The following is a 21863-nucleotide window of genomic DNA, read 5'->3' as shown; positions in this document are numbered from 1 at the left end:
CTCCATGTGTTCGGTGTCGTAAGAGATCTACAGCACCGTGGAAACTCGTGGCACGGAGGATAAGTTCCGTCCGTTCCAGGAGAGTTCACCTGCCCCGCGCCGCCGGAAAATCCGGTGCCCCGCCCGCTCCTCGTTCCCTACACTCGCCACGCACCGTGCGTCGCCATGACGCGCGGGACGCAAGAGAGACGAACGAGAGGGGGACGGCCGTGCGTTACCGCACCGATGTCGTCGTCCCCTGCTCGCAGTTCGAGGTGATCCTCGTGTCCTTGTCCGTCCGGTGCCCGCTGCGCGGCCGGTACCGGATGCCCGTGACGAACGTCTGAGCAGACCAGCCTCTCGTCCGGGAATCGCGCTGCCCTCTTTCATGACACCAGAAAGGCCAACGGGCCGTGCGCACCAACCTCAACTCCCTCGCCGTCGTCCGCAACCTCGGCATCCTCGCCCACGTCGACGCGGGCAAGACCACCGTCACCGAGCGGATCCTGTACGCCACCGGGACCACGCACCGGCGCGGTGAGGTCCACGACGGCACCACCATCACCGACTTCGACCCGCAGGAACGCGACCGTGGGATCACCATCTTCGCCGCGGCCGTCAGCTGCGCCTGGGACGGCCACCGGATCAACCTCATCGACACCCCCGGGCATGTGGACTTCGCCGACGAGGTGGAACGCTCGCTGCGGGTGCTCGACGGGGCGGTCGCGGTGTTCGACGCCGTCGCGGGCGTCGAGCCGCAGAGCGAGTCCGTGTGGCGGCAGGCCGACCGGCACGGCGTGCCGAGGATCGCGTTCGTCAACAAACTGGACCGTGCGGGCGCCGACCTCGACGCGGCCGTCGCGTCGATCCGCGAGCGGCTGCACCCGGCGCCGCTCGTGGTGCAGTCGCCGATCGGCGCGGAGGACGGCTTCCGCGGTGTCGTCGACCTCGTCCGCATGCGGGCCCTGGTCTGGGCCGACGGCGCCGACACGGCCGTGGAGAGTCCGGTGCCGGAGGAACTGCGGGACGAGGCGGCGCGGCGTCGGCGGCTGCTGGAGGAGACGGTGGCCGAACTGCACGCCGGTGCGCTGGAGGAGTTCTGCCTGCACGGGGCCCTCGCGTCCCAGACCCTTGCCGCCGCGCTGCGCGAGCTGACCCGCAGCGGCGAGGGCGTCGTCGTCCTGTGCGGCTCGGCGTACCGCAACCGCGGGATCGAACCGCTGCTCGACGCCGTGGTCTCGTATCTGCCCTCGCCGCTCGACGTACCCGCCGTACAAGGGACGTTCGACGGTACGGAGCAGGAGCGGGCGGCCGATCCGGCGGCGCCGTTCGCGGCGCTGGCGTTCAAGGTGAATGCCACCCCGACCGGGCGGCTGACGTACGTACGCGTGTATTCGGGAACGATCGAGAAGGGAGACGCCGTGTGGGACGCGGGCGCGCGCCGCACCGAGCGGATCGGGCGGATCCTGCGGGTGCGGGCCGACCGGCACGCGCAGGTGGACCGTGCGGTCGCCGGGGACATCGTCGCCGTGGTCGGGCTGAAGTCCGCCCGCGCCGGCTCGACCCTGTGCGCCCCCGGCGCGCCGATCGTGCTCGAACCGCCGGGCGTCGCCGAGCCGGTGGTCTCCGTGGCCGTCGAGGCCCGCAGCTCCACCGACGCCGACAAGCTGGCCTCGGCGCTCGCGCGGCTGGCCGAGGAGGACCCCTCGCTCGTGGTGCGCACGGACCCCGAGACCGGCCAGACGGTGCTGTCCGGGATGGGTGAACTGCACCTGGAGGTCGCGGCGGAGAAGCTCCGGCTCGCACACGGGGTGGAGGTCAATGTCGGCCGACCGAGGGTGAGTTACCGCGAGACGGTCGGGCGCGGGGTGTCCGGTCTGGTCTTCCGGCACGTCAAACAGGACGGCGGGGCCGGCCAGTTCGCGCACGTCGTCCTCGATGTCGAGCCCCTCGACGACGGTTTCGAGTTCCGCTCGGCCGTGGTCGGCGGGCGGGTGCCTCAGGAGTACGTCCGCGCGGTCGAGGCCGGCTGCCGGGACGCCCTCGCCGAGGGACCGCTCGGCGGTCACCCGGTGACCGGGCTGCGCGTGACCCTCACCGACGGGGCGACCCATGTGAAGGACTCCTCGGAGACCGCCTTCCGCACGGCGGGCAGGCTCGGTCTCCGGGAAGCCCTGCGGGCCTGCGCGATGGTCCTGCTGGAACCGGTCGTCGAGGTCACGGTCACCGTCTCCGAGGACGCCGTCGGCGGCGCCCTCGGAGACCTGGCCGCCCGCCGCGGCCGCGTCTCGGGCTCGGCCGCGCGGGGCGGCGCGGCGGTCGTCACGGCCACCGTGCCCCTGGCCGAACTCTTCGGCTACGCAACCCGGTTGCGCAGCCGGACACAGGGCCGCGGCACCTTCACGGCCCGCCCCACGGGCTATGCGCCGGCGCCGGCGGTGACACCGGTCCGGTGAGCGAAAGGCGGCCCCTGCGGTACGCGGGCGGGGGCCGCCTGCGCCCACCCGTGCCGTCCCAAGCGGCACGGGTGGTCGCAGGCTCGCGCAGGGGCACACGCCGCGGCACCTTCACGGCCCGTCCCGGACACGGTCAGGGCCGCCGCAGGCTCACGGATACGACACCACCGTGGACGGCACCGTCGACGTGCCCGACGTCGGGGTGCCCGTGTCGTTGATGACGTGTTCGTACTGGCCCTTGCCGCCCAGGGAGACCACCAGCAGGTCGTGGAAGCGCACGCCGGGCCGGTCCGGGGCGGCGAAGCCGTTGTGCTGCACGATCGTGGGGTCGGCGTTGTAGTAGCAGTAGCTGCCCAGGCCCCAGCCCTCGTGCACGGTGACGCCGTCGCCGACCTTGTAGGCCGCGTACCCCTTCACCGGGCCGTTCTGGATCGCGGCCTGGTTCGGGGCGTCGTAGGCCTTCTCGTTCTGGAAGAAGATCGTGCGGCCCCGCTGGCCGTACCACTGCACGTCGTACTTGTTGAAGTGCTCGACGAACAGGCCGGTGCACAGCACGTCGTCGCCGTTCACCACGATTCCGTAGTCGGCGCGGTTGGTGTCCCAGCCGACTCCGTCGCCGTGGTCGGCGCGCCAGACCCAGGTGTGGTCGACGATGGTGTGCCTGTTGTTGATGACCATGCTGGTGGTGGCCTTTCCGGCGCCCGCGCCCCCGATGCGGACGAACACGTCCTGCACGGTGGTCGGGTTGGCGGAGTGGTCGCGCCAGGCGCCGCGCGGGCCGACCTCCAGCAGGGTGGGGGAGTTGACCGGTCCGGCGTCGATCAGGAAGCCCGCCAGGCGCACGCCGTCCACGTCGGCGACCCGCAACGCGGTAACTCCGTTGTCCGGTACGAGAGTTGCGTAACCCAGACCCAGCACGACGGTGTTGGCGCGGTTCACCCGGATCGGCTGGTCGAGGTGGAAGATCCCCGGCGTCAGCAGGAGGTGAAGACCCTGCTCGAGCGCCTGGTTGAGGGTGGCCGCGGATACGCCCGGCTTGGCGACGTAGAACTGCGACAGCGGGAGCGAGCTGCCTCGCGGGGTGCCGTTGCCCCAGGTGACACCGCGGGCGCCCGTCCGCTTCTCCGGCAGGAACACGCGGAGGTCCGAGGCGCCGCCGACGTACAGAAAGGGCTTCTCGCGGGAGACCGGGGTGGTGTCCAGTGTGGTGTACGGCGGGTTCGGGAAGCTCTGCGCGGGGGCGCCCTCGACGCCGGAGAACACCATGTTCCAGACCCCGTTGAGCCAGCTGCCGATCGCACTGTCCCGGGTGTACCACTGCTGCTGCGAGTACGGTCCGACCTGGCCGTCGATGCGGCTGTCGGCGATGTAGCCGCCGCTCGCCCAGCCGTAGCCCGTGGGCGAGAGGTTGAGGCCGCCGCGGACGTGCATACGGCGGAAGGGGGCCGCCTGGGCGACCGCCCACCGGTTGGTGCCGTTCGCCGGTACCAGGGCCAGGTTCTCCGCCGAACGCCAGAAGTTCTGCGTCGCGTTGCCGTTGAACCAGCCGGCGTCGACGGTGACGTCCCCGTTGATGGTGGTGTCGTCGGGGGAGAGACCCAGTCCCATGATCGAGGTGTAGAAGCCGAGTTGGGCGTTGAGGCCGTTGTAGGTGCCCGGCTTGAACAGCAGCGCGTAGCGGCCGGTGCCGAACTGGGCCGACTCCTGCTGTGCGAAGACCTCGTCCAGCTTGGCCTGGATCCCCGGGGTGGACGGGTCGAAGACCAGGACGTTGGGGCCGAGGTCACCGCCGCCGGGGAGGAGCTTCGGCTTCCCGGGCGGCGACGGGACGGCGGACGCGCGGGCGGACAGACCGAGCACCGCGGGCGCTGCTGCGGCTGCGGCGGCTGCGCCGAGGACGGTTCTGCGGCCCACGGCGGGCAGGCCGGAGTCAGGCAGGGGCATGGGGCGGCTCTCCTGTTCAGGAAGTGAACGAGGTGGGGTATGGGAGCGCTCTCTCGCCGGTGAATGCTTCAACTGCCCGAACGGGTGCGTCAAGAGGTGGGACCGGAGTTCCACAAGGGTTGCCGCACCCCTTGACGCGGCCATCCCTTGAGGTTTAACTCACGTCCTAAATTAAGTCATGAGTGCAATCCCTGAAGGGACACCGGGAGCCATGCGCAGCATCCGAGCCGCGGCCGTAGGCGCCGTCACCATGTCACTCGCCCTCTCCGCCTCGGCCTGCGGAGGCGGTTCGTCGACGGGCGGGGGTTCCAACGACTCACCGAAGACGCTCACCTACTGGGCCTCCAACCAGGGCGCGAGCATCGCCGTGGACAAGAAGGTCCTGCAGCCCGAGCTCGACAAGTTCGAGAAGCAGACGGGCATCAAGGTGAAGCTGGAGGTGGTCCCCTGGTCGGACCTGCTGAACCGGATCCTCACCGCGACCACTTCCGGCCAGGGCCCCGACGTCCTCAACATCGGCAACACCTGGAGCGCCTCCCTGCAGGCCACCGGCGCCCTGCTGCCCTGGGACGCCGGGAACTTCGCGAAGATCGGCGGCAAGGACCGCTTCGTCGACTCGGCACTCGGCTCGACGGGCGCGCAGGGCAAGGACCCGGCGGCCGTACCGCTGTACTCGATGGCCTACGCCCTCTACTACAACAAGCAGATCTTCGCCGACGCCGGCATCTCCAAGCCCCCGGCCACCTGGGACGAACTGGTCGCGGACGGCAAGAAGATCAAGGCGAAGGGCAAGTCGCCGCTCGGCGCCGAGGGAGCCAACCTCGCGGAGAACATCCACCATGTCTTCGTCTTCGCCAAGCAGCACGGCGCCGACTTCTTCACCGCCGACGGCAAGCCCGACTTCACGAACGACGGGGTGGTGACCGCGGTCGAGCAGTACGTCGGCCTGATGGCCAAGGACAAGGTCATCCCGACCGGCGACGCCGAGTACGCGCAGAACCAGTCCGTCAGCGACTTCGCCAAGGGCAAGCAGGCCATGCTGCTGTGGCAGTCCGCCGCCGCCAACCTCAAGTCCCAGGGGATGAGCGAGAGTTCGTACGGCATCGCGCCCGTGCCCGTGCAGTCCGGCACCCCCGGAACCGGCACCCAGGTCGACTCGATGGTCGCCGGCATCAACCTCGCCGTCTTCAAGAACACCGACAACCTCGACGGCGCCACGAAGTTCGTGAAGTTCATGACCAGCGACGCCGAGCAGAAGATCCTCAACACGGCTTACAGCTCGATCCCGCCCGTGAAGACCGCCCAGTCGGATGCCGCGTTCAACAGCGCGTCCAACTCCGTGCTGAAGCAGACCCTCGCGACCAGTGCCGCCGCGCTGCCGCAGGTCGCCGACGAGTCACAGTTCGAGACGGCGGTCGGTACGGCCGTCAAGGACCTGTTCGCGGATGCGGCGGCCGGGCGCGCGGTGACCGCCGACTCGGTGAAGGCGGCGCTGGAGAAGGCCCAGCAGCAGATGCCGGCGAAGTGAGCCCGATGACGACCACCGCCCTCAAGGAGCCCTCGGTGAGCGGGAGTTCCCCCGGGGCGGCGGCACGCGAGCCGCGTGGCCGCCGCCCCGGCCGGATCCGCCGTATCGGACTCCCGTACCTGCTCCTGCTGCCCGCTCTGATCCTCGAACTCCTGGTCCACCTCGTGCCGATGGTCATCGGCATCGTGATGAGCTTCAAGGAGCTCACGCAGTTCTACATCCGGGACTGGGGCACCGCGCCCTGGTCCGGCCTCGGCAACTACAAGGTGTCGGTGGACTTCGACGCCCCGGTCGGCGAGGCGCTGCTGCACTCCTTCTTCGTCACGGTCGGTTTCACCCTGCTGTCGGTCGGCCTGTGCTGGCTGATCGGTACGGCGGCCGCGGTCTTCATGCAGGACACCTTCCGCGGCCGCGGCCTCCTGCGGGCGCTGTTCCTGGTGCCGTACGCCCTGCCGGTGTACGCCGCCGTCATCACCTGGGTGTTCATGTTCCAGCACGACAACGGCCTGGTGAACCATGTCCTGCACGACCAGCTGCATCTCACCGACAAGCCGTCCTTCTGGCTGATCGGCGACAACAGTTTCTACGCGCTGCTCACCGTGTCGGTGTGGAAGGGCTGGCCGTTCGCCTTCCTGATCGTCATGGCCGGCCTGCAGAACATCCCGCGCGAGCTGTACGAGGCGGCTGCCCTGGACGGTGCCGGGATGTGGCAGCAGATCCGCCGCATCACGCTGCCCTCCCTGCGCCCCGTGAACCAGGTCCTGGTCCTGGTGCTGTTCCTGTGGACCTTCAACGACTTCAACACGCCGTACGTCCTGTTCGGCAAGGCGGCCCCCGAAGCCGCGGACCTCATCTCGGTCCACATCTACCAGGCGTCCTTCGTCACCTGGAACTTCGGCACCGGATCCGCCATGTCCGTACTCCTGCTGCTGTTCCTGCTGGTCGTGACGGGCGTCTACCTGGCCCTCACCTCCCGCGGACGAAGGGCCGCTGATGTATAAGTCCCCGATGTCCCCGCCGAGTTCGTTCCTCTGGTCCCGGCGTCTCTTCCTCACCCTGCTCACCGGCTTCGTCCTGGTGCCGGTGTACGTCATGGTCTCCAGCTCGCTGAAGCCGCTCGCCGACGTCACGGGCGAGTTCCGCTGGCTGCCCAGCGGTCTGACGGTCCGCCCGTACATCGACATCTGGTCGACGGTCCCACTGGCGCGCTACTTCGTGAACTCGCTGATCGTGGCGGGTGCGGCGACCGTCTGCTCGGTGGTGATCGCGGTGTTCGCCGCCTACGCCGTCAGCCGCTACGACTTCCGCGGCAAACGGGTCTTCACGGTCACCGTCCTGTCCACGCAGATGTTCCCGGGCATCCTCTTCCTGCTCCCGCTGTTCCTCCTCTACGTCAACATCGGCAACGCCACCGGCATCGCCCTGTTCGGCTCCCGCGGCGGCCTGATCCTCACGTACCTCACCTTCTCCCTGCCCTTCTCGATCTGGATGCTGATCGGGTACTTCGACTCGGTGCCGCGCGACCTGGACGAGGCGGCGCTGGTGGACGGCTGCGGACCGCTGGGCGCGCTGCTGCGGATCGTCGTACCGGCCGCGATCCCCGGGATCGTCGCCGTCGCCGTCTACGCCTTCATGACCGCCTGGGGCGAGGTGCTCTTCGCCTCCGTCATGACCAACGACACCACCCGCACGCTCGCCGTCGGCCTGCAGGGCTACTCCACCCTCAACGACGTCTACTGGAACCAGATCATGGCCGCCTCGCTGGTCGTCAGCGTGCCCGTGGTGGCCGGCTTCCTGCTGCTGCAGCGCTATCTCGTCGCCGGTCTTACGGCGGGAGCCGTCAAGTGAGCCGTCGGGAAACCAACTTCTCCGATTCCGAAGGGACTTCCGTGTCCGACCGCATCGACCTCGCCGCCTTCCCGCACGACTTCCTGTGGGGGACGGCCACAGCGGCGTACCAGATCGAGGGCGCCGTCGCGGAGGACGGCCGCTCCCCGTCGATCTGGGACACCTTCTCCCACACCCCCGGCAAGGTCGCGGGCAACGACAACGGCGATGTCGCATGCGACCACTACCACCGCTGGCGCGAGGACATCGGCCTGATGCGTCGACTGGGCGCGAACGCCTACCGGTTGTCGATCGCGTGGCCGAGGGTGATGCCGGACGGGGACGGGCCGGTGAACCCCAAGGGCCTCGCCTTCTACGACGAGCTGATCGACGGCCTGCTGGCGGCGGGCATCACGCCGTTCGTCACCCTCTACCACTGGGACCTCCCGCAGACGCTCCAGGACCGCGGCGGCTGGCCCGAGCGGGACACCGCGCAGGCCTTCGCCGAGTACGCCTCGGTCGTCGCCGCGCGCCTCGGCGACCGCGTGGCGCACTGGGCCACCCTCAACGAACCGCTGTGCTCCGCCTGGATCGGCCACCTGGAAGGCCGGATGGCCCCCGGCCTGACCGATCTGACCGCCGCCGTCCGCGCCTCCTACCACCTGCTCCTCGGCCACGGCCTCGCCGTCGGAGCGATCCGCGCCGCGGCCCCGTCCGCGCAGGTCGGCCTCGTCACCAACCTCTCCACGGTGCACGCCGCCACCGACCGCGACGAGGACGTACGGGCCGCCCGTCGACAGGACGGCCACGTCAACCGCTGGTGGCTGGACCCGGTGTACGGCCGCGGGTTCCCGGCGGACATGCGTGAGGTGTACGGCGTCGAACTCCCCGAACAGGAAGGCGACTTGGCGACGATCGCCGCCCCGCTCGACTGGCACGGCCTGAACTACTACATGCCGGCGACCGTCGCCGACGACCCCTCGGCCCCGGCACCCCACGTACGTTCGGTCCGCCGCCTCGGCGTCCCGCGCACCGGCATGGACTGGGAGATCGACGCGGACGGCATCGAGACGCTGCTGCTGCGGCTCACCGAGGAGTACGGCGCCCGGCGCCTGTACGTCACCGAGAACGGCTCCGCCTACCCGGACGTCGTACGCCCGGACGGCACCGTCGAGGACCCCGAGCGCCAGGACTACCTGGAACGCCACCTCGCGGCCTGCGCCTCAGCCGTTCGCAGGGGCGCCCCGCTGGCCGGTTACTTCGCCTGGTCGCTGCTGGACAACTTCGAGTGGGCGTACGGCTACGACAAGCGGTTCGGGCTGGTGCGTGTGGACTACCGGACGCAGCTGCGGACGATCAAGGGGAGCGGACACCGCTACGCCGAGATCGTCCGTGCCCACCGGGGCCGCACCCGCAGGGCGGCCTGAGACAGGACCCTGTGCCGGATCCGGGCGCGGGAGCCCGGGTCCGGCACAGGCACGGTCGCCCTGCTCATGCGCATTTTGCCGAGTCGTGCCTGCATGTGCGGCTGCTGCGCGCGCGTCGGCGTGGCACGATGTTGTGACGAGAATCACCCTATGAGGGGGTGCGTGTCATGGCCACATCGGAAAAAGCGCCCAGCGCGGGAACCAAACCGGGGCTGAAGCGCGAGATCGGCTTCATCGGCCTCATCTGGGCCTCGGAGGGATCGATCATCGGATCCGGGTGGCTGTTCGGCGCCCAGGGTGCCCTGGCGGCGGCCGGGCCGGCGGCCATCATCTCCTGGGCCATCGGCGGCGTCGCCATTCTGATTCTGGCGCTGGTGCACGCCGAGCTCGGCGGGATGTACCCGGTCTCGGGCGGCACCGCCCGTTTCCCGCACTACGCCTACGGAGGTGCCGCGGGAGCCTCCTTCGGCTGGTTCTCCTGGCTGCAGGCGGCCACGGTGGCACCCATCGAGGTCCTGGCCATGATCACCTACGGCCAGCACTACTCCTGGGCACACGGCTGGGAGAAGGTCGAGGGCGGCCAGCACGTCCTCACCAGCTCCGGCATCGCCGTCGCGGTCGGACTGATGGCCGTCATCACGGCCATCAACTTCCTCAGCATCCGGCTGCTGGCCCGCACCAACAGCGCGGCGACCTGGTGGAAGGTCGGCATCCCCCTGCTGACGATCTTCGTCTTCGCCATCGCGCAGTTCCACACGGCCAACTTCACGGCGGCCGACGGATTCAACCCCTACGGGGCGAAGGGCATCCTGTCCGCCGTCTCGACCAGCGGCATCATCTTCGCCCTGCTCGGCTTCGAGCAGGCCGACCAGCTCGCCGGCGAGAGCGCCAATCCCAAGCGGGACATCCCGCGCGCGGTGATCGGGTCGATCGTCATCGGCATCATCATCTACATCCTCCTCCAGGTGGTCTTCCTCGCGGCGCTGCCCGCGTCCCAGATCGGCCATACCTGGGCAGACTCCGCGTTCAATGCCCTGAGCGGACCCTTCGCGCAGGTCGCCACGCTGATCAGCCTCGGCTGGCTCGCCACCATCCTGTACCTCGACGCGGTGATCTCCCCCGCAGGCACCGGCCTGATCTACATCACGGGGTCCTCCCGGGTCTCGTACGGCCTGAGCCGCAACGGCTATGTGCCGACCGCGTTCGAGCGGACCAACAAGCGCGGTGTCCCCTGGGTCGGCCTGATCACCGCTTTCGTGATCGGCTGCATCTGCTTCCTGCCCTTCCCGAGCTGGCGCTCCCTGGTCGGGCTGATCACCAGCGCGAGCGTGCTGATGTACGCGGGAGCGCCGCTCTCCTTCGGTGTGTTCCGCAGCCGTCTTCCCGACGCCCACCGCCCCTACCGGCTGCCCGGCGGCAGCTGGATGTCACCGCTCGCCTTCATCGTGGCCAACCTGCTGATCCTCTGGTCGGGCTGGACGACCGACTGGAAGCTCGGCGTCGCCATTCTCATCGGCTACGTCATCCTGGTCGCCAACAGGGTGTTCAAGATGAACCCGATCACCCCGCAGCTGGACCTGCGTGCCGCGCAGTGGCTGCCCGTGTACCTGGTCGGGATGGGTCTGATCGTGTACCTGAGCGACTTCGGGCCGCTGAAGCACCCGTGGTTCCCGCTGTGGTGGGACATGGTCGCCACCGGCGTCTTCAGCCTGATCATCTACTACTGGGCCATGGCGGTCGCCCTGCCGGCCGAGCAGATCCAGTACATGATCGACCAGGTCGTGGTCCCCGAGGAGGAAGAGATCCTCTGACCGGGGCCTTCGGCCGAGCCGGCCGGCAGGGCGTGGGGCGCGTCAGCAGTCCCGGAACTCCGGCGACTGGTTCAGCACCTGCGACCGCAGCGACGTGAACCGCCCGTACGTCTCGCCGTCCCGTGCCCCGGGCCGGAACGCCGCCACCCGGTGGCAGTTCTGGAAGGCCAGTTCCACCCCGAAGTGGCGTTCCAGGCTGCCGCGGATGGCGTCGCTGGCGAGGGCGCGCAGAAGCTGGCCGCGCTCCTGCTCTGAGGGGGGAGGGGTCTGGTTGTCGGTGAACTCGGCCGTGCCGCCCTTGAGTTCGCCGGCGAGGGATGCGATCAGGTCGTAGGCGTACGGGAGGGACGTGCGGACCGTGTCCACGAAGTCCTGCTCGCGGATGTCACCGGACTCGGCTTCGGCGAGGAGCTTCGGGGGGACGTCGAGAGACATGAAAAGGGGCGTCCGTTCCAGGAGGGGGTGGATGTTCTGCATGGGGGGAGCGGTCAGGTGAGCGCCGTCGGGCCCGGTACGAACCCCGGGTCCACCTGGCCGGCCAGGTCCAGGCCGGTCGCCTCGTCCGCCCATGCGCGGGCATTGCGCAGATGGAACTCGACGGCGTGGCGGTGGAGGGCGGGCCAGTCCTTGGGGTGGGCGTCGACGGTCTCGCGCAGGATGGTCAGGGCGTGGCGGTTGTGCGGCTCGAGGGTGTCCAGTCCGCCCTCCGCGCGGCCCTGTTCGGCCGCCCGTACCCAGGGGGAGTGGACCAGGTGGGTCAGGAGGTCGTCGCCCACCTGCTCCTTGAGGAACAGCAGGTCGTCCTCGCCCGTCACCTTGTTGCCGACCACGGCGATACGGATGCCGAACTCGCGGGCGTGGTCGCGGTACTGGCGGTAGACCGAGACGCCCTTGCGGGTCGGTTCCGCCACCAGGAACGTGATGTCGAACCGGGTGAACAGGCCGGAGGCGAAGGCGTCCGCGCCCGCCGTCATGTCGACCACCACGTACTCGCCGGGGCCGTCGACCAGGTGGTTGAGATAGAGCTCGACGCCGCCCAGTTTGGAGTGGTAGCAGGCCACCCCGAGGTCGCTCTCGTCGAACTCGCCGGTCACCATCAGCGGTACGTCGCCCACGCGCCGGACGTGGCGCTCGTGGAGTTCGTCGTCGCCGAGGACGCGCAGAAGGCGGGAGCCGCGGCCGGGCGGGGTCGTCTTGATCATCGCCTCGCGGGAGGCGATGCGCGGGTTGGTGCCCCGCAGATAGTCCTTGATCTCGGGGAGGTGGGCGCCCAGGGGCGGGGCGTCCAGATGGTCCTCGTCGTGTCCCAGCGCCTCGGCCAGGTGCTGGTTGATGTCGCCGTCGATGGCGAGTACCGGCGCGCCGGAGCGGGCCAGATGGCGGGTGAAGAGCGCTGAGAGGGTGGTCTTGCCGCTGCCGCCCTTGCCGACGAACGCGACCCGCATTACCGGGCCGAGCTCATTTTGAAAATGAATGTCATGTGGCTAGGTTTTAGGCAGCTTCCGACGGTCTGTCAAATCGGGGCGGTCGGGTGGGTGATCGGATGGTGATCAAGGAGGCTGCTTCATGCATGTCATGTCCGAGCACCTTGGGCAGGCCGGTTGCGTGCTGCGGGTCGTCGGCTTCGTCCGGCTCGGGTACGCCGGGCAGACCTGGGCGGGGATCGGTGCGGTGCTGCTGATCGGGTTCGCCGCCGCGCGGTTCTCACCCGCCGTGGAGGCCGAGGTCGCCCGGCAGGCCGTCGTGTTGGAGGAGGCGGGCGGGGGCTCGCGTACCCGGGGACGGGGCGGGGTGCGAGGGCTGCTGCGCAACCGCCGTTTTCTGGCGGTCGCCCGTGCCTGGGTCCCCGACGTTGTGGAGGAGGGACGACTCGGGCTGTACACCGGGGCGCTGCTGGAGATGGGGTTGCCGGGGGTTGTGCCGTGGCTGGTGCTGGGTGCCGTGCCGGCGGCTGCGGTGGGGTTGTTGCCTCGCCGGTGGCGCCGCGGTCGTCTGCGAGTACGTTGTGGCTGGTCGCGCCCACGCGGCGGAGCCGCAAATCGACACAGCCCCGCGCCCCTTTGGGGCGCTGCCGGAACCGTTTCCTGGTCTGTGATCAGGACGCCACTGTCTCGCGCTCCGACTCCAGGTCCAGCATCTCCTCCACCTCGCCGTCCCGGACCCGGGACGTGCGCCGCAGCCACAGGACATCGCGGCCGAAGGACCAGATGAGCGAGCCCAGGGCCAGGACGACGACCCCGAGGGAGGCCATGGGGGGCAGGTAGCCCGAGGCGGCCAGGAGGAGGCAGATGCCCTGCATCGCGGCGACCGTCTTGCGGGCCGTGCTCGGCGGCAGTGAGGCGTTCAGCCACGGCCAGACGCGGGCCGCGGCGACGAAGGCGTAGCGCATGCCGCCGATGAGCAGGACCCACGGGCCGAGCTGCATCGAGACGTAGACGCTGAGCACCAGGATGAGGAACGCGTCGACCTCCATGTCGAAGCGGGCGCCCAGCGGGGTGGAGGTGTTGGTGGCGCGGGCGACCTTGCCGTCGACGCCGTCCAGGATGAGGGCGACCGCCGTGAGGCCGACGAGTGCGGTGACCGGCGGGGAGCTCTCGAAGGAGTCCGCGACCAGGGCCGTCACCCCGCCCACCAGGGTCGCCCGGCCGAGCGTGACGCGGTTGGCCGGGCCGAACGAACGCGGCCGGGTGCGGTGCAGGGCTCGCGAGAGCACCGCCCACATGGCGACGGCGAAGACGAGGCCGGTCAGCCAGCCCGCCGGCCCCATGCCGATCGCCGTGCCGAGCAGGGCCAGCAACAGGATCTGAACGCCCGCTCCCACAGCGGTCTCCTGCTGGACCAGCCTTGCTTCGTAAGTGTTGTTCAGGGCCACCGCACACCCTCCGGCCGTATGACAAAGTCGATCAACGCCGCGTACTGTGCGCGGCCTGTGCACACCTCGGTACGTGAACAACTTCCCGATCGTTCAGGAGGAGGCCGGATGAACCGCATCGCACGCGCGTTCTGGCTGAGTCGTCCGGGTCTCGGCGAGATCCGGAGCGTCGACCTGCCCGAACCCGCCGAGGGCGAGGTGCTGGTGCGCTCGCTCTACTCCGGGGTCAGCCGGGGCACGGAGACGCTTGTCTTCCGCGGCGGCGTTCCGGAGAGTCAGCACGCGGCCATGCGAGCGCCTTTCCAGGAGGGCGAGTTCCCTGCACCCGTGAAGTATGGGTACCTCAGTGTCGGGAGGGTGGAGGAGGGGCCCGAGGAACTGGTCGGGCGTACGGTTTTCTGTCTGTATCCGCATCAGACGCGGTATGTTGTGCCGGTTTCAGCCGTTACGGTCGTACCGGACACCATTCCTGCCGAACGGGCCGTCCTCGCCGGGACCGTGGAGACCGCCGTGAACGCCCTGTGGGACGCCGCGCCGCTGGTCGGTGACCGGATCGCGGTGGTCGGCGGCGGCATGGTCGGCTGCTCGGTGGCCGCCCTGCTGGCCCGCTTCCCGGGTGTACGCGTGCAACTCGTCGACGCCGACCCGGCCCGCGCCAAGACCGCCGAGGCCCTCGGAGTCGACTTCGCGCTGCCCGAGGACGCGCTTGGAGAAAGGGACCTGGTGGTGCACGCCAGCGCCACGGAACAGGGCCTCGCCCGGTCCCTGGAACTCCTGGCCGCCGAGGGCACCGTCGTGGAACTGAGCTGGTACGGCGACCGGAAGGTGAGCCTCCCGCTCGGCGAGGCCTTCCACTCCCGGCGGCTGACGATCCGCAGCAGCCAGGTCGGCACCGTCTCCCCGGCCCGCGCGCAGCGCAGCTACGCCGACCGGCTCGCCCTCGCCCTCGACCTGCTCGCCGACCCGGCGCTCGACGCGCTCATCACAGGGGAAAGCGCGTTCGAGGAGCTGCCGGAGGTGATGCCCCGGCTGGCCAACGGTGAGATTCCCGCGCTGTGTCACCGTGTGAGGTACCCCGAAACGGTCTGACCTGAGAAAAGAGTGAGACTCGGCTGAACGGGGGGAAGCGAAGGGCCGTACTACACGGCATCCTCCGGCAGCCAATGGCCGGAGGACCAGACGTGCCGCACCTGGAGGGTCGTCCGTTGTTCAGTGTCACCGTCCGCGATCACATCATGATCGCCCACAGCTTCCGCGGCGAGGTCTTCGGACCCGCGCAGCGCCTGCACGGAGCGACGTTCCTGGTGGACGCCACGTTCCGGCGCGAGCAGCTGGACGACGACAACATCGTCGTCGACATCGGACTCGCCACTCAGGAACTCGGCGCCGTCGTCAGCGAGCTGAACTACCGCAACCTCGACAACGAGCCCGAGTTCGCCGGCGTCAACACCTCCACGGAGTTCCTGGCCAAGGTCATCGCCGACCGGCTCGCCGAGCGGATCGAGAAGGGCGCGCTGGGCGAGGGCGCCAAGGGCATCGCCGGCATCTCGGTGACCCTGCACGAGTCGCACATCGCCTGGGCGAGTTACGAGCGTGCCCTGTGACCGACGTGACCTTGGAGAAGGTGGAGAACGCCCCGGGGGAGGCGGAGACGCCGTCGCTCAGCTATGTGCCCGTGCAGCACTCCGCCCTGAAGAACGCCGAGATCATCCCCATGTCCCTGCGCTCCGTGCACTTCGTCATGCCGGGCGGCGTCGACGACGCGGCCGCGCCGAGCGGCGGCAACGCCTATGACCGGCGCGTCAGCCTCGACCTGCCCGGCTTCGGCTGGCAGGTGCACAAGCACGCCGTGGCCGGCGAGTGGCCCCGGCCGGGTGCGGCGGCCCGTGCGGAACTCGCGCGGACGCTGCGGGAGTTGCCGGACGGGACGGTTGTCCTGCTGGACGGGATCGTGGCCTGCGGGGTCCCCGAGATCGTCGTACCGGAGACGGAGCGGCTGAACCTCGCCGTCCTCGTGCACCTCCCGCTCGGCGACGAGCGGGGCCTCGAGCCCGCCGTGGCCGCCGAGTTGGACGCCAAGGAGCGTGACGTGCTGCGGGCCGTGCCCGCGGTGATCGCCACCAGCGACTGGGCGGTGCGCCGCCTCGTCGCCCACCACGGCCTCGCACCCGAGCGGGTGCATGTCGCCGCCCCCGGCGCCGACATCGCGCCGCTCGCCTCCGGCACCGACGGCGTCTCCCGGCTGCTGTGCGTGGCGTCGGTGACCCCGCGCAAGGGGCAGCACCGGCTGGTGCAGGCACTGGCCGCGGCGGCCGACCTGCCGTGGAGCTGCGTGTGCGTCGGCGGGCTCGGGCACGACCCCGAGTACGTCGCCCATCTGCGGCTGCTGATCCAGGAGCACGGCCTGGAGGACCGCATCCACCTTGCCGGACCGCAGTCCGGCGCCGAGCTCGACGCCAGCTACAACGCCGCCGACCTCATGGTCCTCACCTCGTACGCGGAGACGTACGGCATGGCGGTGACGGAGGCCCTCGCGCGCGGCATCCCCGTGCTGGCCACGGATGTCGGCGGTCTCCCGGAGGCGGTCGGACGCGCCCCCGACGGCGGTGTGCCCGGCATCCTCGTGCCGCCGGAGGACCCCGCCGCCCTCGCCGCCGAACTGCGTGGCTGGTTCGGCGAGGCCGACGTACGACGCCGGCTGAAGGCCGCCGCCCGGGGCCGACGGGCCGCCCTGGACGGATGGGCGACCACGGCCCGAAGCCTTGCCGGAGTACTGGGCCGGCTGCCGAGCGAACCCAGGAGGGCGGCATGAACAGGACGGTACCGGCGAAGGCCGGCGGGAAGATTCCGGCGCAGCCCGGGCCGCGGGGCGGCTCCGAACAGGCCGATCGCGACGCCTCCGAGACGGCGGACTCCGTGATCCCCGGCGCCGGCCCCGCCCCGCGCCCCGGCGAGCGCGCCACCGTGCGGCTGCGGGACACCGGGCCCGAGGAGCCGCCGCGTTACGCGCCCGAGTGGCTGGAGCTGCGCGAGCCCGCCGACGCCGCCGCGCGGGCGCACGAGCTGCTCGACCCGCTGCGGATCCGGCTGGCCAACCTGCCGGGCAAGGCCGGGCTCGTCATCCACGACCTGGGCTGCGGCACCGGTTCGATGGGCCGCTGGCTCGCACCCCGCCTGGACGGCGCCCAGCACTGGGTCCTGCACGACCGCGACCCCTACCTGCTGCACTTCGCGGCCGTCGCCTCCCCGCGGTCCGCCGCCGACGGCAGCCGGGTCTCCGTGGAGACGCGCCGCGGCGACGTCGCCCGGCTCACCCCGGACGCGCTCGCCGGCGCCTCCCTGGTGACGGCCTCCGCCCTCCTCGACGTCCTCACCCGTGAGGAGATCGAGACCCTCGCCGACGCCTGCACCGGGGCCGGCTGCCCCGCCCTGCTGACGCTCTCGGTGGCCGGACGCGTCGAACTCACCCCGTCCGACCCGATGGACGAGGAGATCACCGAGGCGTTCAACGCCCACCAGCGCCGCGGCGACCTGCTCGGCCCGGACGCGATCACGGTGGCCTGCGAGGCCTTCTCGGAACGGGGCGCGACGGTACGGGTCAACCCCAGCCCCTGGCGCCTCGGCCCCGACGAGGCCGCGCTGACGGCCCAGTGGCTGCGCGGCTGGGTGGGCGCGGCCGTCGAGGAACGCCCTGAGCTGAAGGCCCGTGCAGAACGGTATCTGCAGGACCGTCTGGCCGCCTGCGCGGCGGGCGAACTGCACGTCGTGGTCCACCACAGCGACCTGCTGGCATTGTCCCGGCCGACGGGCGGCGCGGCATGAGCATCGAGACGGTACGGGCACACGTGGTGCGAGCCGACCGGCGTGGCGTCGTGGCGGCCGGGCGGGGTGTGGACGTCGTGTCCGGGGCGCCGACCGGCGCCGGCCTGGAGACGCGAACCGAATGCGCCGTCCGCCCGGCAGCGGCGGGTGCGGCCGGCAGTGCCGTCTCCGCCGTGGTCGAGGTATGGGCGGACGGCGCGCCCTGTCTCGCCGCGCGGGATGCGGCGCTGCGGACGCGGGCGGATGTCCTCGCGTCCGCCCCACCCGTGGGTCCCGCCGTTTCCGAGGCCCGTATCGGCGTGATCGTCTCCGCGGCCCGGCCCGAGTCGGCCGCCGCGCGGACGCCCCGGTGGCGTGCCGTGGTGTCCCGTCTCAACTCCCGTGCCGTACGGACCCACTTCGGCACCGTCGCCGGCGTCGTCATCCTCGGCGCCCTGCTGTGGCACCTCGGCACCGGCGTCCTCCTGGACGGGCTGCGGCGCATCGACACGACGACGCTGGTGCTGGCCCTCCTGATCGGTGTGGCCACCACCGTGCTCAGCGCCTGGCGCTGGGCCCTCGTGGCCCGGGGCCTGAAGATCCGGCTGCCGCTCGGGGCGGCCGTCGCCGACTACTACCGGGCGCTGTTCCTGAACGCGGCCCTGCCCGGCGGTGTCCTCGGCGATGTGCACCGGGCGGTACGGCACGGTCAGAGCGCCGGCGACATGGGCCGTGGCGTTCGCTCGGTGGTCCTCGAACGGGTCGCGGGCCAGGTCGCGCTGACCGTCCTCGGCGGTGCCGTGCTGCTGACGATGCCGTCCCCCGTGCTCGCGGAGACCCGGCACTTCGCGCCGCTGGTCGCTCTCGCGGCGGTGGGCGCGCTCGCCGTCATGGTCGCGCTGCGGATGAACCGGGCGCCCTCCCGCCGCGGGCGGGCGCTGCGCGCGACGCTCGCCGAGGCGCGCGAGGGGCTGGTGTCGCGCCGCAACTGGCCGGGCGTCGTCGTCTCGTCGGTGCTCATCCTGGCCGGCCATGTCGCGATGTTCGTGCTGGCCGCGGGTGTCGCCGGATCCGGCGCCTCCGTCGCCGCGCTGCTGCCGCTCGCGGTCCTCGCCCTGATCGCGATGGGCCTGCCCCTGAACGTCGGCGGCTTCGGCCCCCGCGAGGGCGTCGCCGCCTGGGCGTTCGGAGCGGCGGGGCTCGGCGCGAGCAGCGGGGTGGCGGTCTCCGTGGTGTACGGGGTGCTCAGCTTCGTGGCGGCCCTGCCCGGCCTCGCCGTCCTCGTCGCCCGCTGGTACACGGGTCTGCGGGCAGGCTCCGGAACCGCCGCGGCGCCGGCCCCGCAACCCGCCCGCGAACCCACCTATCCGCGCGCGCTGCCGGCTTCCGCCGTCTCCCCGGATTCGGTGCCGGATTCGTCCGCCGACGTGAGGAGTGAGAAATACGCTCCGAAGGAATCCGCCAGGGCGGCGAGCAGTTCCTTCCCCTTTTCCGCGGAACCGAGCGAAGGGCGTCCGATGACGCCCGAATCGGTATAGCCGGACATCCCGAGGGTGAGCAGATGACGCCGGTCGTCCGCGACGAAATCGGAGGTCTCATAACCGGGGCGGAGCAATTCCGGGTGAGCGTGCAGAAGGATGGAGGTCTCGATTTCTCCCGCGTGCATGTCGGTCAGCAGCGAGGTGGTCACCCCCGCCCGCTGCCGCGCCGCTTCCCAGTCCTCGGCGGCCGGGAACAGCGCCATGCGCTCGCCGCGGGCGGAGGATTCCTGAACGACGTTGCCCAGTACGTAGTTTCCGCCGTGCCCGTTGACCACCACCAGGGCCTCGACACCGGAGCGGCGCAGCGACTGCGCAATGTCGCTCACCACCGAGTGAAGGGTCACGGAGGAGATGCTGACGGTCCCCGGCCAGGCCGCATGCTCGTGCGAGCAGGAGATCGTCACCGGCGGAAGGAGGTGCACCGGGTACGCGGCCGCGATCTCCCGGGCCACGGCACAGGCGACGAGCGTGTCGGTCGCCAGCGGAAGGAACGGACCGTGCTGCTCGAAGCTCCCGACCGGAAGGACGGCGACCTGCGTTGAGACACCCGCCGCTCTGGTCCGTACCTCTTCCGTAGTGTCCGCCGGCACCAGCCCGTATGCCGCCGTACGCGCGCCCGAAACACTCATTTCTTCACGGCCTTTCGTCTCTGCTTAGGAATCAGATCATGACAGATAAAATCGGCGTCCTCGGCAAGAAGTCCCCACAGCGCACGGGCGTGGAACGGATTGTGAATGCCCCACTGCCCACGGTGTACGGGCAATTCCGGGCGGTGGGTTACATGGATCACGATCGCGGCGACGAGCAAGTGGCCCTCGTCCACGGTGACATCGGCACGGACGGTGTCCTCACCCGGCTGCATTCCGAGTGCCTGACCGGTGACGCGTTCGGCTCCCAGCACTGCGAGTGCGGCGACCAGCTGTCCTCCGCGCTGAAGGCCGTCGTCGCCGAAGGCAGCGGCATAGTCGTCTACTTGAGGGGCCACGAGGGCCGCGGCATCGGTCTGCTCGCCAAGCTGCGGGCGATGGCGCTGCAGGCGGAGGGCCTGGACACCGTCGAGGCGAACCTCGCGCTGGGACTGCCGGTGGACGCCCGCGACTACGGCGTCGCCGCGAAGATCCTTCAGGACCTGGGCGTGAACTCGGTACGCCTGATGTCCAACAACCCGCGCAAGCAGGAGGCGTTGGTGCGGCACGGCATCCAGGTGGCGGAGACCGTCCCGCTGCTGATCCCGCCGTGCGAGAGCAACATCACCTATCTGCGCACCAAGCGGGAGCGGCTCGACCACGTCCTGCCGCATCTGGACGCGGTGGCCCACCTGTCCTGAGCGGGATCGTGCACCACCTCGCCGACACCGGCGGTCGGCGAGGTGATCCGGTCGCGGCCCCGGGGATGGTTCAGTCCGTGACCGCCTCGTGGACCAGCCGCTTGAGGTCCGGGAAGAGCCTGAGTGACGACTTCGGCCGGACCTGCGTCATGAACTGCACGGTCAGATCGCGGCCGGGGTCCACCCAGAAGGTCGTCGTCGCCACCCCGCTCCAGCCGAACGTGCCCGGGCCCGAGGGCGCCTGGGTGCGCTCGGGGTCGATGACGACGGAGACGCCGAGGCCGAAGCCGACGCCGTCGTTGCCGGGCTCGTCATGGGCCGGGCGGCTGCCGAAGGCGCGCAGGTCGGCGCCGCCGGGCAGCTGGTTGCTGGTCATCAGGTCCACCGTCTCGTCGGCCAGCAGGCGGACGCCGTCGAGTTCGCCGCGGCGGCGCAGCAGCTCCATGAAGCGGTGCACGTCGTAGGCGGATGCCACCAGCCCGCCGCTGCCGGACAGGAAGCGGGGCCGCCCGCGCAGCGGCAGCCCGGCGATCGGCTCGATGCCGCCGGCGTCGGTCTCGCCGTACAACTCGGAGAGCCTCGGGGCCTGTGCGTCGGTGACGCAGAACCCGGCGTCGGTCATGCCGAGCGGGCCGAGGACGCGCTCGGTGACGAACATGTCGAGCGGCTGTCCGGACACGACCTCGATCACCCTGCCGAGGACATTGGTGGCGACCGAGTAGTTCCACTCGGTGCCAGGCTCGAACTGCAGCGGCAGGCGCGCGTACGCGTCGACGGTCCCGGCCAGGTCCGAGCCGGGCAGCACCGCCGAGTCGAGGCCCGCCTCGCGGTAGAGGGCGTCGACGGGGTGGTTGTGGTAAAAGGCGAAGGTCAGGCCCGCGGTGTGGGTCATCAGGTGCCGGATCAGCGGGGGTTGGGCGGCCGGGCGGGTCCGGATGCCGGAGCCGGATCCGCCCTCGTAGACCTGCGGGTCGGCGAAGGCCGGGAGGTGCCGGGCGACCGGGTCGTCGAGCGACAGACGGCCCTCCTCCATCAGGATCAGCGCGGCGACCGAGGTGACCGGCTTGGTCATGGAGTAGATACGCCACAGGGTGTCGGCCTCGACGGGCAGACCCGCCGCGATGTCGCGCCGACCGTGGGTGGTGAGGTGGGCGACGCGTCCGCCGCGGGCCACGGCCACCAGGTAGCCGGGCAGGCGGCCCTCGTCGACATAGTGGGCGAAGTGCTGGTCGAGGCGATCCAGCGCCTTGGCGTCCAGCCCGGCCTCACCCGGGTCGACCTCTTGTCGCAGCTGTGCCATTCGCTCTCCTCCGGGCGCGCTGTGCGCTCTGCTGTGCGTGCCGCGACAGA

The 21863-nt window shown here is 70.7% G+C and carries 17 protein-coding genes and 2 pseudogenes; 13 read left to right on the top strand and 6 right to left on the bottom strand.

The genetic code is table 11. From position 1 onward, the window contains the following. Positions 1–392: 392 nt before the first annotated feature. Complete coding sequence (gene fusA, locus ACFY1U_RS14260) at positions 393–2435, top strand: elongation factor G (RefSeq protein ID WP_390694404.1); 2043 nt, start codon at positions 393–395, stop codon at positions 2433–2435. A gap of 150 nt (positions 2436–2585) precedes the next feature. Here the strand turns inward: fusA and ACFY1U_RS14255 are convergent, their stop codons facing one another. Beyond that, complete coding sequence (locus ACFY1U_RS14255; protein WP_390694403.1) at positions 2586–4379, bottom strand: coagulation factor 5/8 type domain-containing protein; 1794 nt, start codon at positions 4377–4379, stop codon at positions 2586–2588. A 211-nt stretch (positions 4380–4590) separates the two neighbouring features. Between ACFY1U_RS14255 and ACFY1U_RS14250 the strand changes: the two genes are divergently transcribed. From ACFY1U_RS14250 to ACFY1U_RS14230, 5 genes are all read left to right on the top strand, one after another. Further along, the gene (locus ACFY1U_RS14250; RefSeq protein ID WP_390694402.1) at positions 4591–5907 is read left to right on the top strand and encodes an ABC transporter substrate-binding protein; all 1317 of its coding nucleotides are present in this window, start codon (positions 4591–4593) and stop codon (positions 5905–5907) included. A gap of 5 nt (positions 5908–5912) precedes the next feature. Beyond that, complete coding sequence (locus ACFY1U_RS14245) at positions 5913–6908, top strand: carbohydrate ABC transporter permease (RefSeq protein ID WP_390694401.1); 996 nt, start codon at positions 5913–5915, stop codon at positions 6906–6908. A 7-nt stretch (positions 6909–6915) separates the two neighbouring features. Continuing rightward, the gene (locus ACFY1U_RS14240) at positions 6916–7755 is read left to right on the top strand and encodes a carbohydrate ABC transporter permease (RefSeq protein WP_390694400.1); all 840 of its coding nucleotides are present in this window, start codon (positions 6916–6918) and stop codon (positions 7753–7755) included. 41 nt (positions 7756–7796) lie between these two features. Further along, positions 7797–9161, top strand: a complete 1365-nt coding sequence (locus tag ACFY1U_RS14235) for a GH1 family beta-glucosidase (protein WP_390694399.1) — start codon at positions 7797–7799, stop codon at positions 9159–9161. 167 nt (positions 9162–9328) lie between these two features. Further along, positions 9329–10972 (top strand): APC family permease, encoded by a 1644-nt coding sequence (locus tag ACFY1U_RS14230; protein WP_390694398.1) that lies wholly within the window; start codon positions 9329–9331, stop codon positions 10970–10972. A gap of 42 nt (positions 10973–11014) precedes the next feature. Here the strand turns inward: ACFY1U_RS14230 and ACFY1U_RS14225 are convergent, their stop codons facing one another. After that, positions 11015–11407, bottom strand: coding sequence for an SCO5389 family protein (locus ACFY1U_RS14225; protein WP_390694397.1), 393 nt, complete (start codon positions 11405–11407; stop codon positions 11015–11017). A 53-nt stretch (positions 11408–11460) separates the two neighbouring features. Next, on the bottom strand, positions 11461–12417 hold the full coding sequence (locus ACFY1U_RS14220; RefSeq protein ID WP_390694396.1) for an ATP-binding protein: 957 nt from the start codon (positions 12415–12417) through the stop codon (positions 11461–11463). Between the two features lie 151 nt (positions 12418–12568). Here ACFY1U_RS14220 and ACFY1U_RS14215 point away from each other — a divergent pair. Further along, positions 12569–12949: pseudogene (locus ACFY1U_RS14215) on the top strand (hypothetical protein); the annotation flags it as partial. 118 nt (positions 12950–13067) lie between these two features. Here ACFY1U_RS14215 and ACFY1U_RS14210 read toward each other — a convergent pair. After that, positions 13068–13844: a CDP-alcohol phosphatidyltransferase family protein gene (locus ACFY1U_RS14210; RefSeq protein WP_390694395.1), complete on the bottom strand. Its 777-nt coding sequence runs from the start codon at positions 13842–13844 to the stop codon at positions 13068–13070. A 108-nt stretch (positions 13845–13952) separates the two neighbouring features. Here ACFY1U_RS14210 and ACFY1U_RS14205 point away from each other — a divergent pair, with 108 nt between their 5' ends. From ACFY1U_RS14205 to ACFY1U_RS14185, 5 genes and pseudogenes are all read left to right on the top strand, one after another. Continuing rightward, positions 13953–14933 (top strand): dehydrogenase, encoded by a 981-nt coding sequence (locus ACFY1U_RS14205; protein WP_390694394.1) that lies wholly within the window; start codon positions 13953–13955, stop codon positions 14931–14933. Between the two features lie 116 nt (positions 14934–15049). Further along, entirely contained in the window at positions 15050–15448 is a 399-nt protein-coding gene (locus ACFY1U_RS14200) for a 6-carboxytetrahydropterin synthase (protein ID WP_115910305.1), read from the top strand. Next, positions 15445–16656, top strand: a complete 1212-nt coding sequence (locus ACFY1U_RS14195; protein WP_390694393.1) for a glycosyltransferase family 4 protein — start codon at positions 15445–15447, stop codon at positions 16654–16656. Before ACFY1U_RS14200 ends, ACFY1U_RS14195 begins: the two co-directional genes overlap by 4 nt. Beyond that, positions 16653–17666, top strand: coding sequence for a trans-aconitate methyltransferase (locus tag ACFY1U_RS14190; RefSeq protein WP_390694392.1), 1014 nt, complete (start codon positions 16653–16655; stop codon positions 17664–17666). The genes ACFY1U_RS14195 and ACFY1U_RS14190 overlap by 4 nt, the downstream gene beginning before the upstream one ends. Then, positions 17663–18856, top strand: a pseudogene (locus ACFY1U_RS14185) (YbhN family protein); the annotation flags it as partial. The gene ACFY1U_RS14190 and the pseudogene ACFY1U_RS14185, both read left to right, overlap by 4 nt. Before the next feature lie 152 nt (positions 18857–19008). Here the strand turns inward: ACFY1U_RS14185 and ACFY1U_RS14180 are convergent. After that, positions 19009–19815 (bottom strand): creatininase family protein, encoded by an 807-nt coding sequence (locus tag ACFY1U_RS14180; protein WP_390694391.1) that lies wholly within the window; start codon positions 19813–19815, stop codon positions 19009–19011. A 38-nt stretch (positions 19816–19853) separates the two neighbouring features. Here ACFY1U_RS14180 and ribA point away from each other — a divergent pair, with 38 nt between their 5' ends. Next, complete coding sequence (ribA, locus tag ACFY1U_RS14175) at positions 19854–20513, top strand: GTP cyclohydrolase II (RefSeq protein ID WP_390694390.1); 660 nt, start codon at positions 19854–19856, stop codon at positions 20511–20513. A gap of 70 nt (positions 20514–20583) precedes the next feature. On the opposite strand, the gene ACFY1U_RS14170 is transcribed toward ribA, so the two are convergent. Next, positions 20584–21813, bottom strand: a complete 1230-nt coding sequence (locus ACFY1U_RS14170) for a serine hydrolase domain-containing protein (RefSeq protein ID WP_390694389.1) — start codon at positions 21811–21813, stop codon at positions 20584–20586. Positions 21814–21863 lie beyond the last annotated feature (50 nt).

The organism is Streptomyces sp. NPDC001351 (assembly GCF_042896045.1).
Taxonomy (GTDB): domain Bacteria; phylum Actinomycetota; class Actinomycetes; order Streptomycetales; family Streptomycetaceae; genus Streptomyces.
This window is presented reverse-complemented; position numbering and strand designations above follow the sequence as displayed.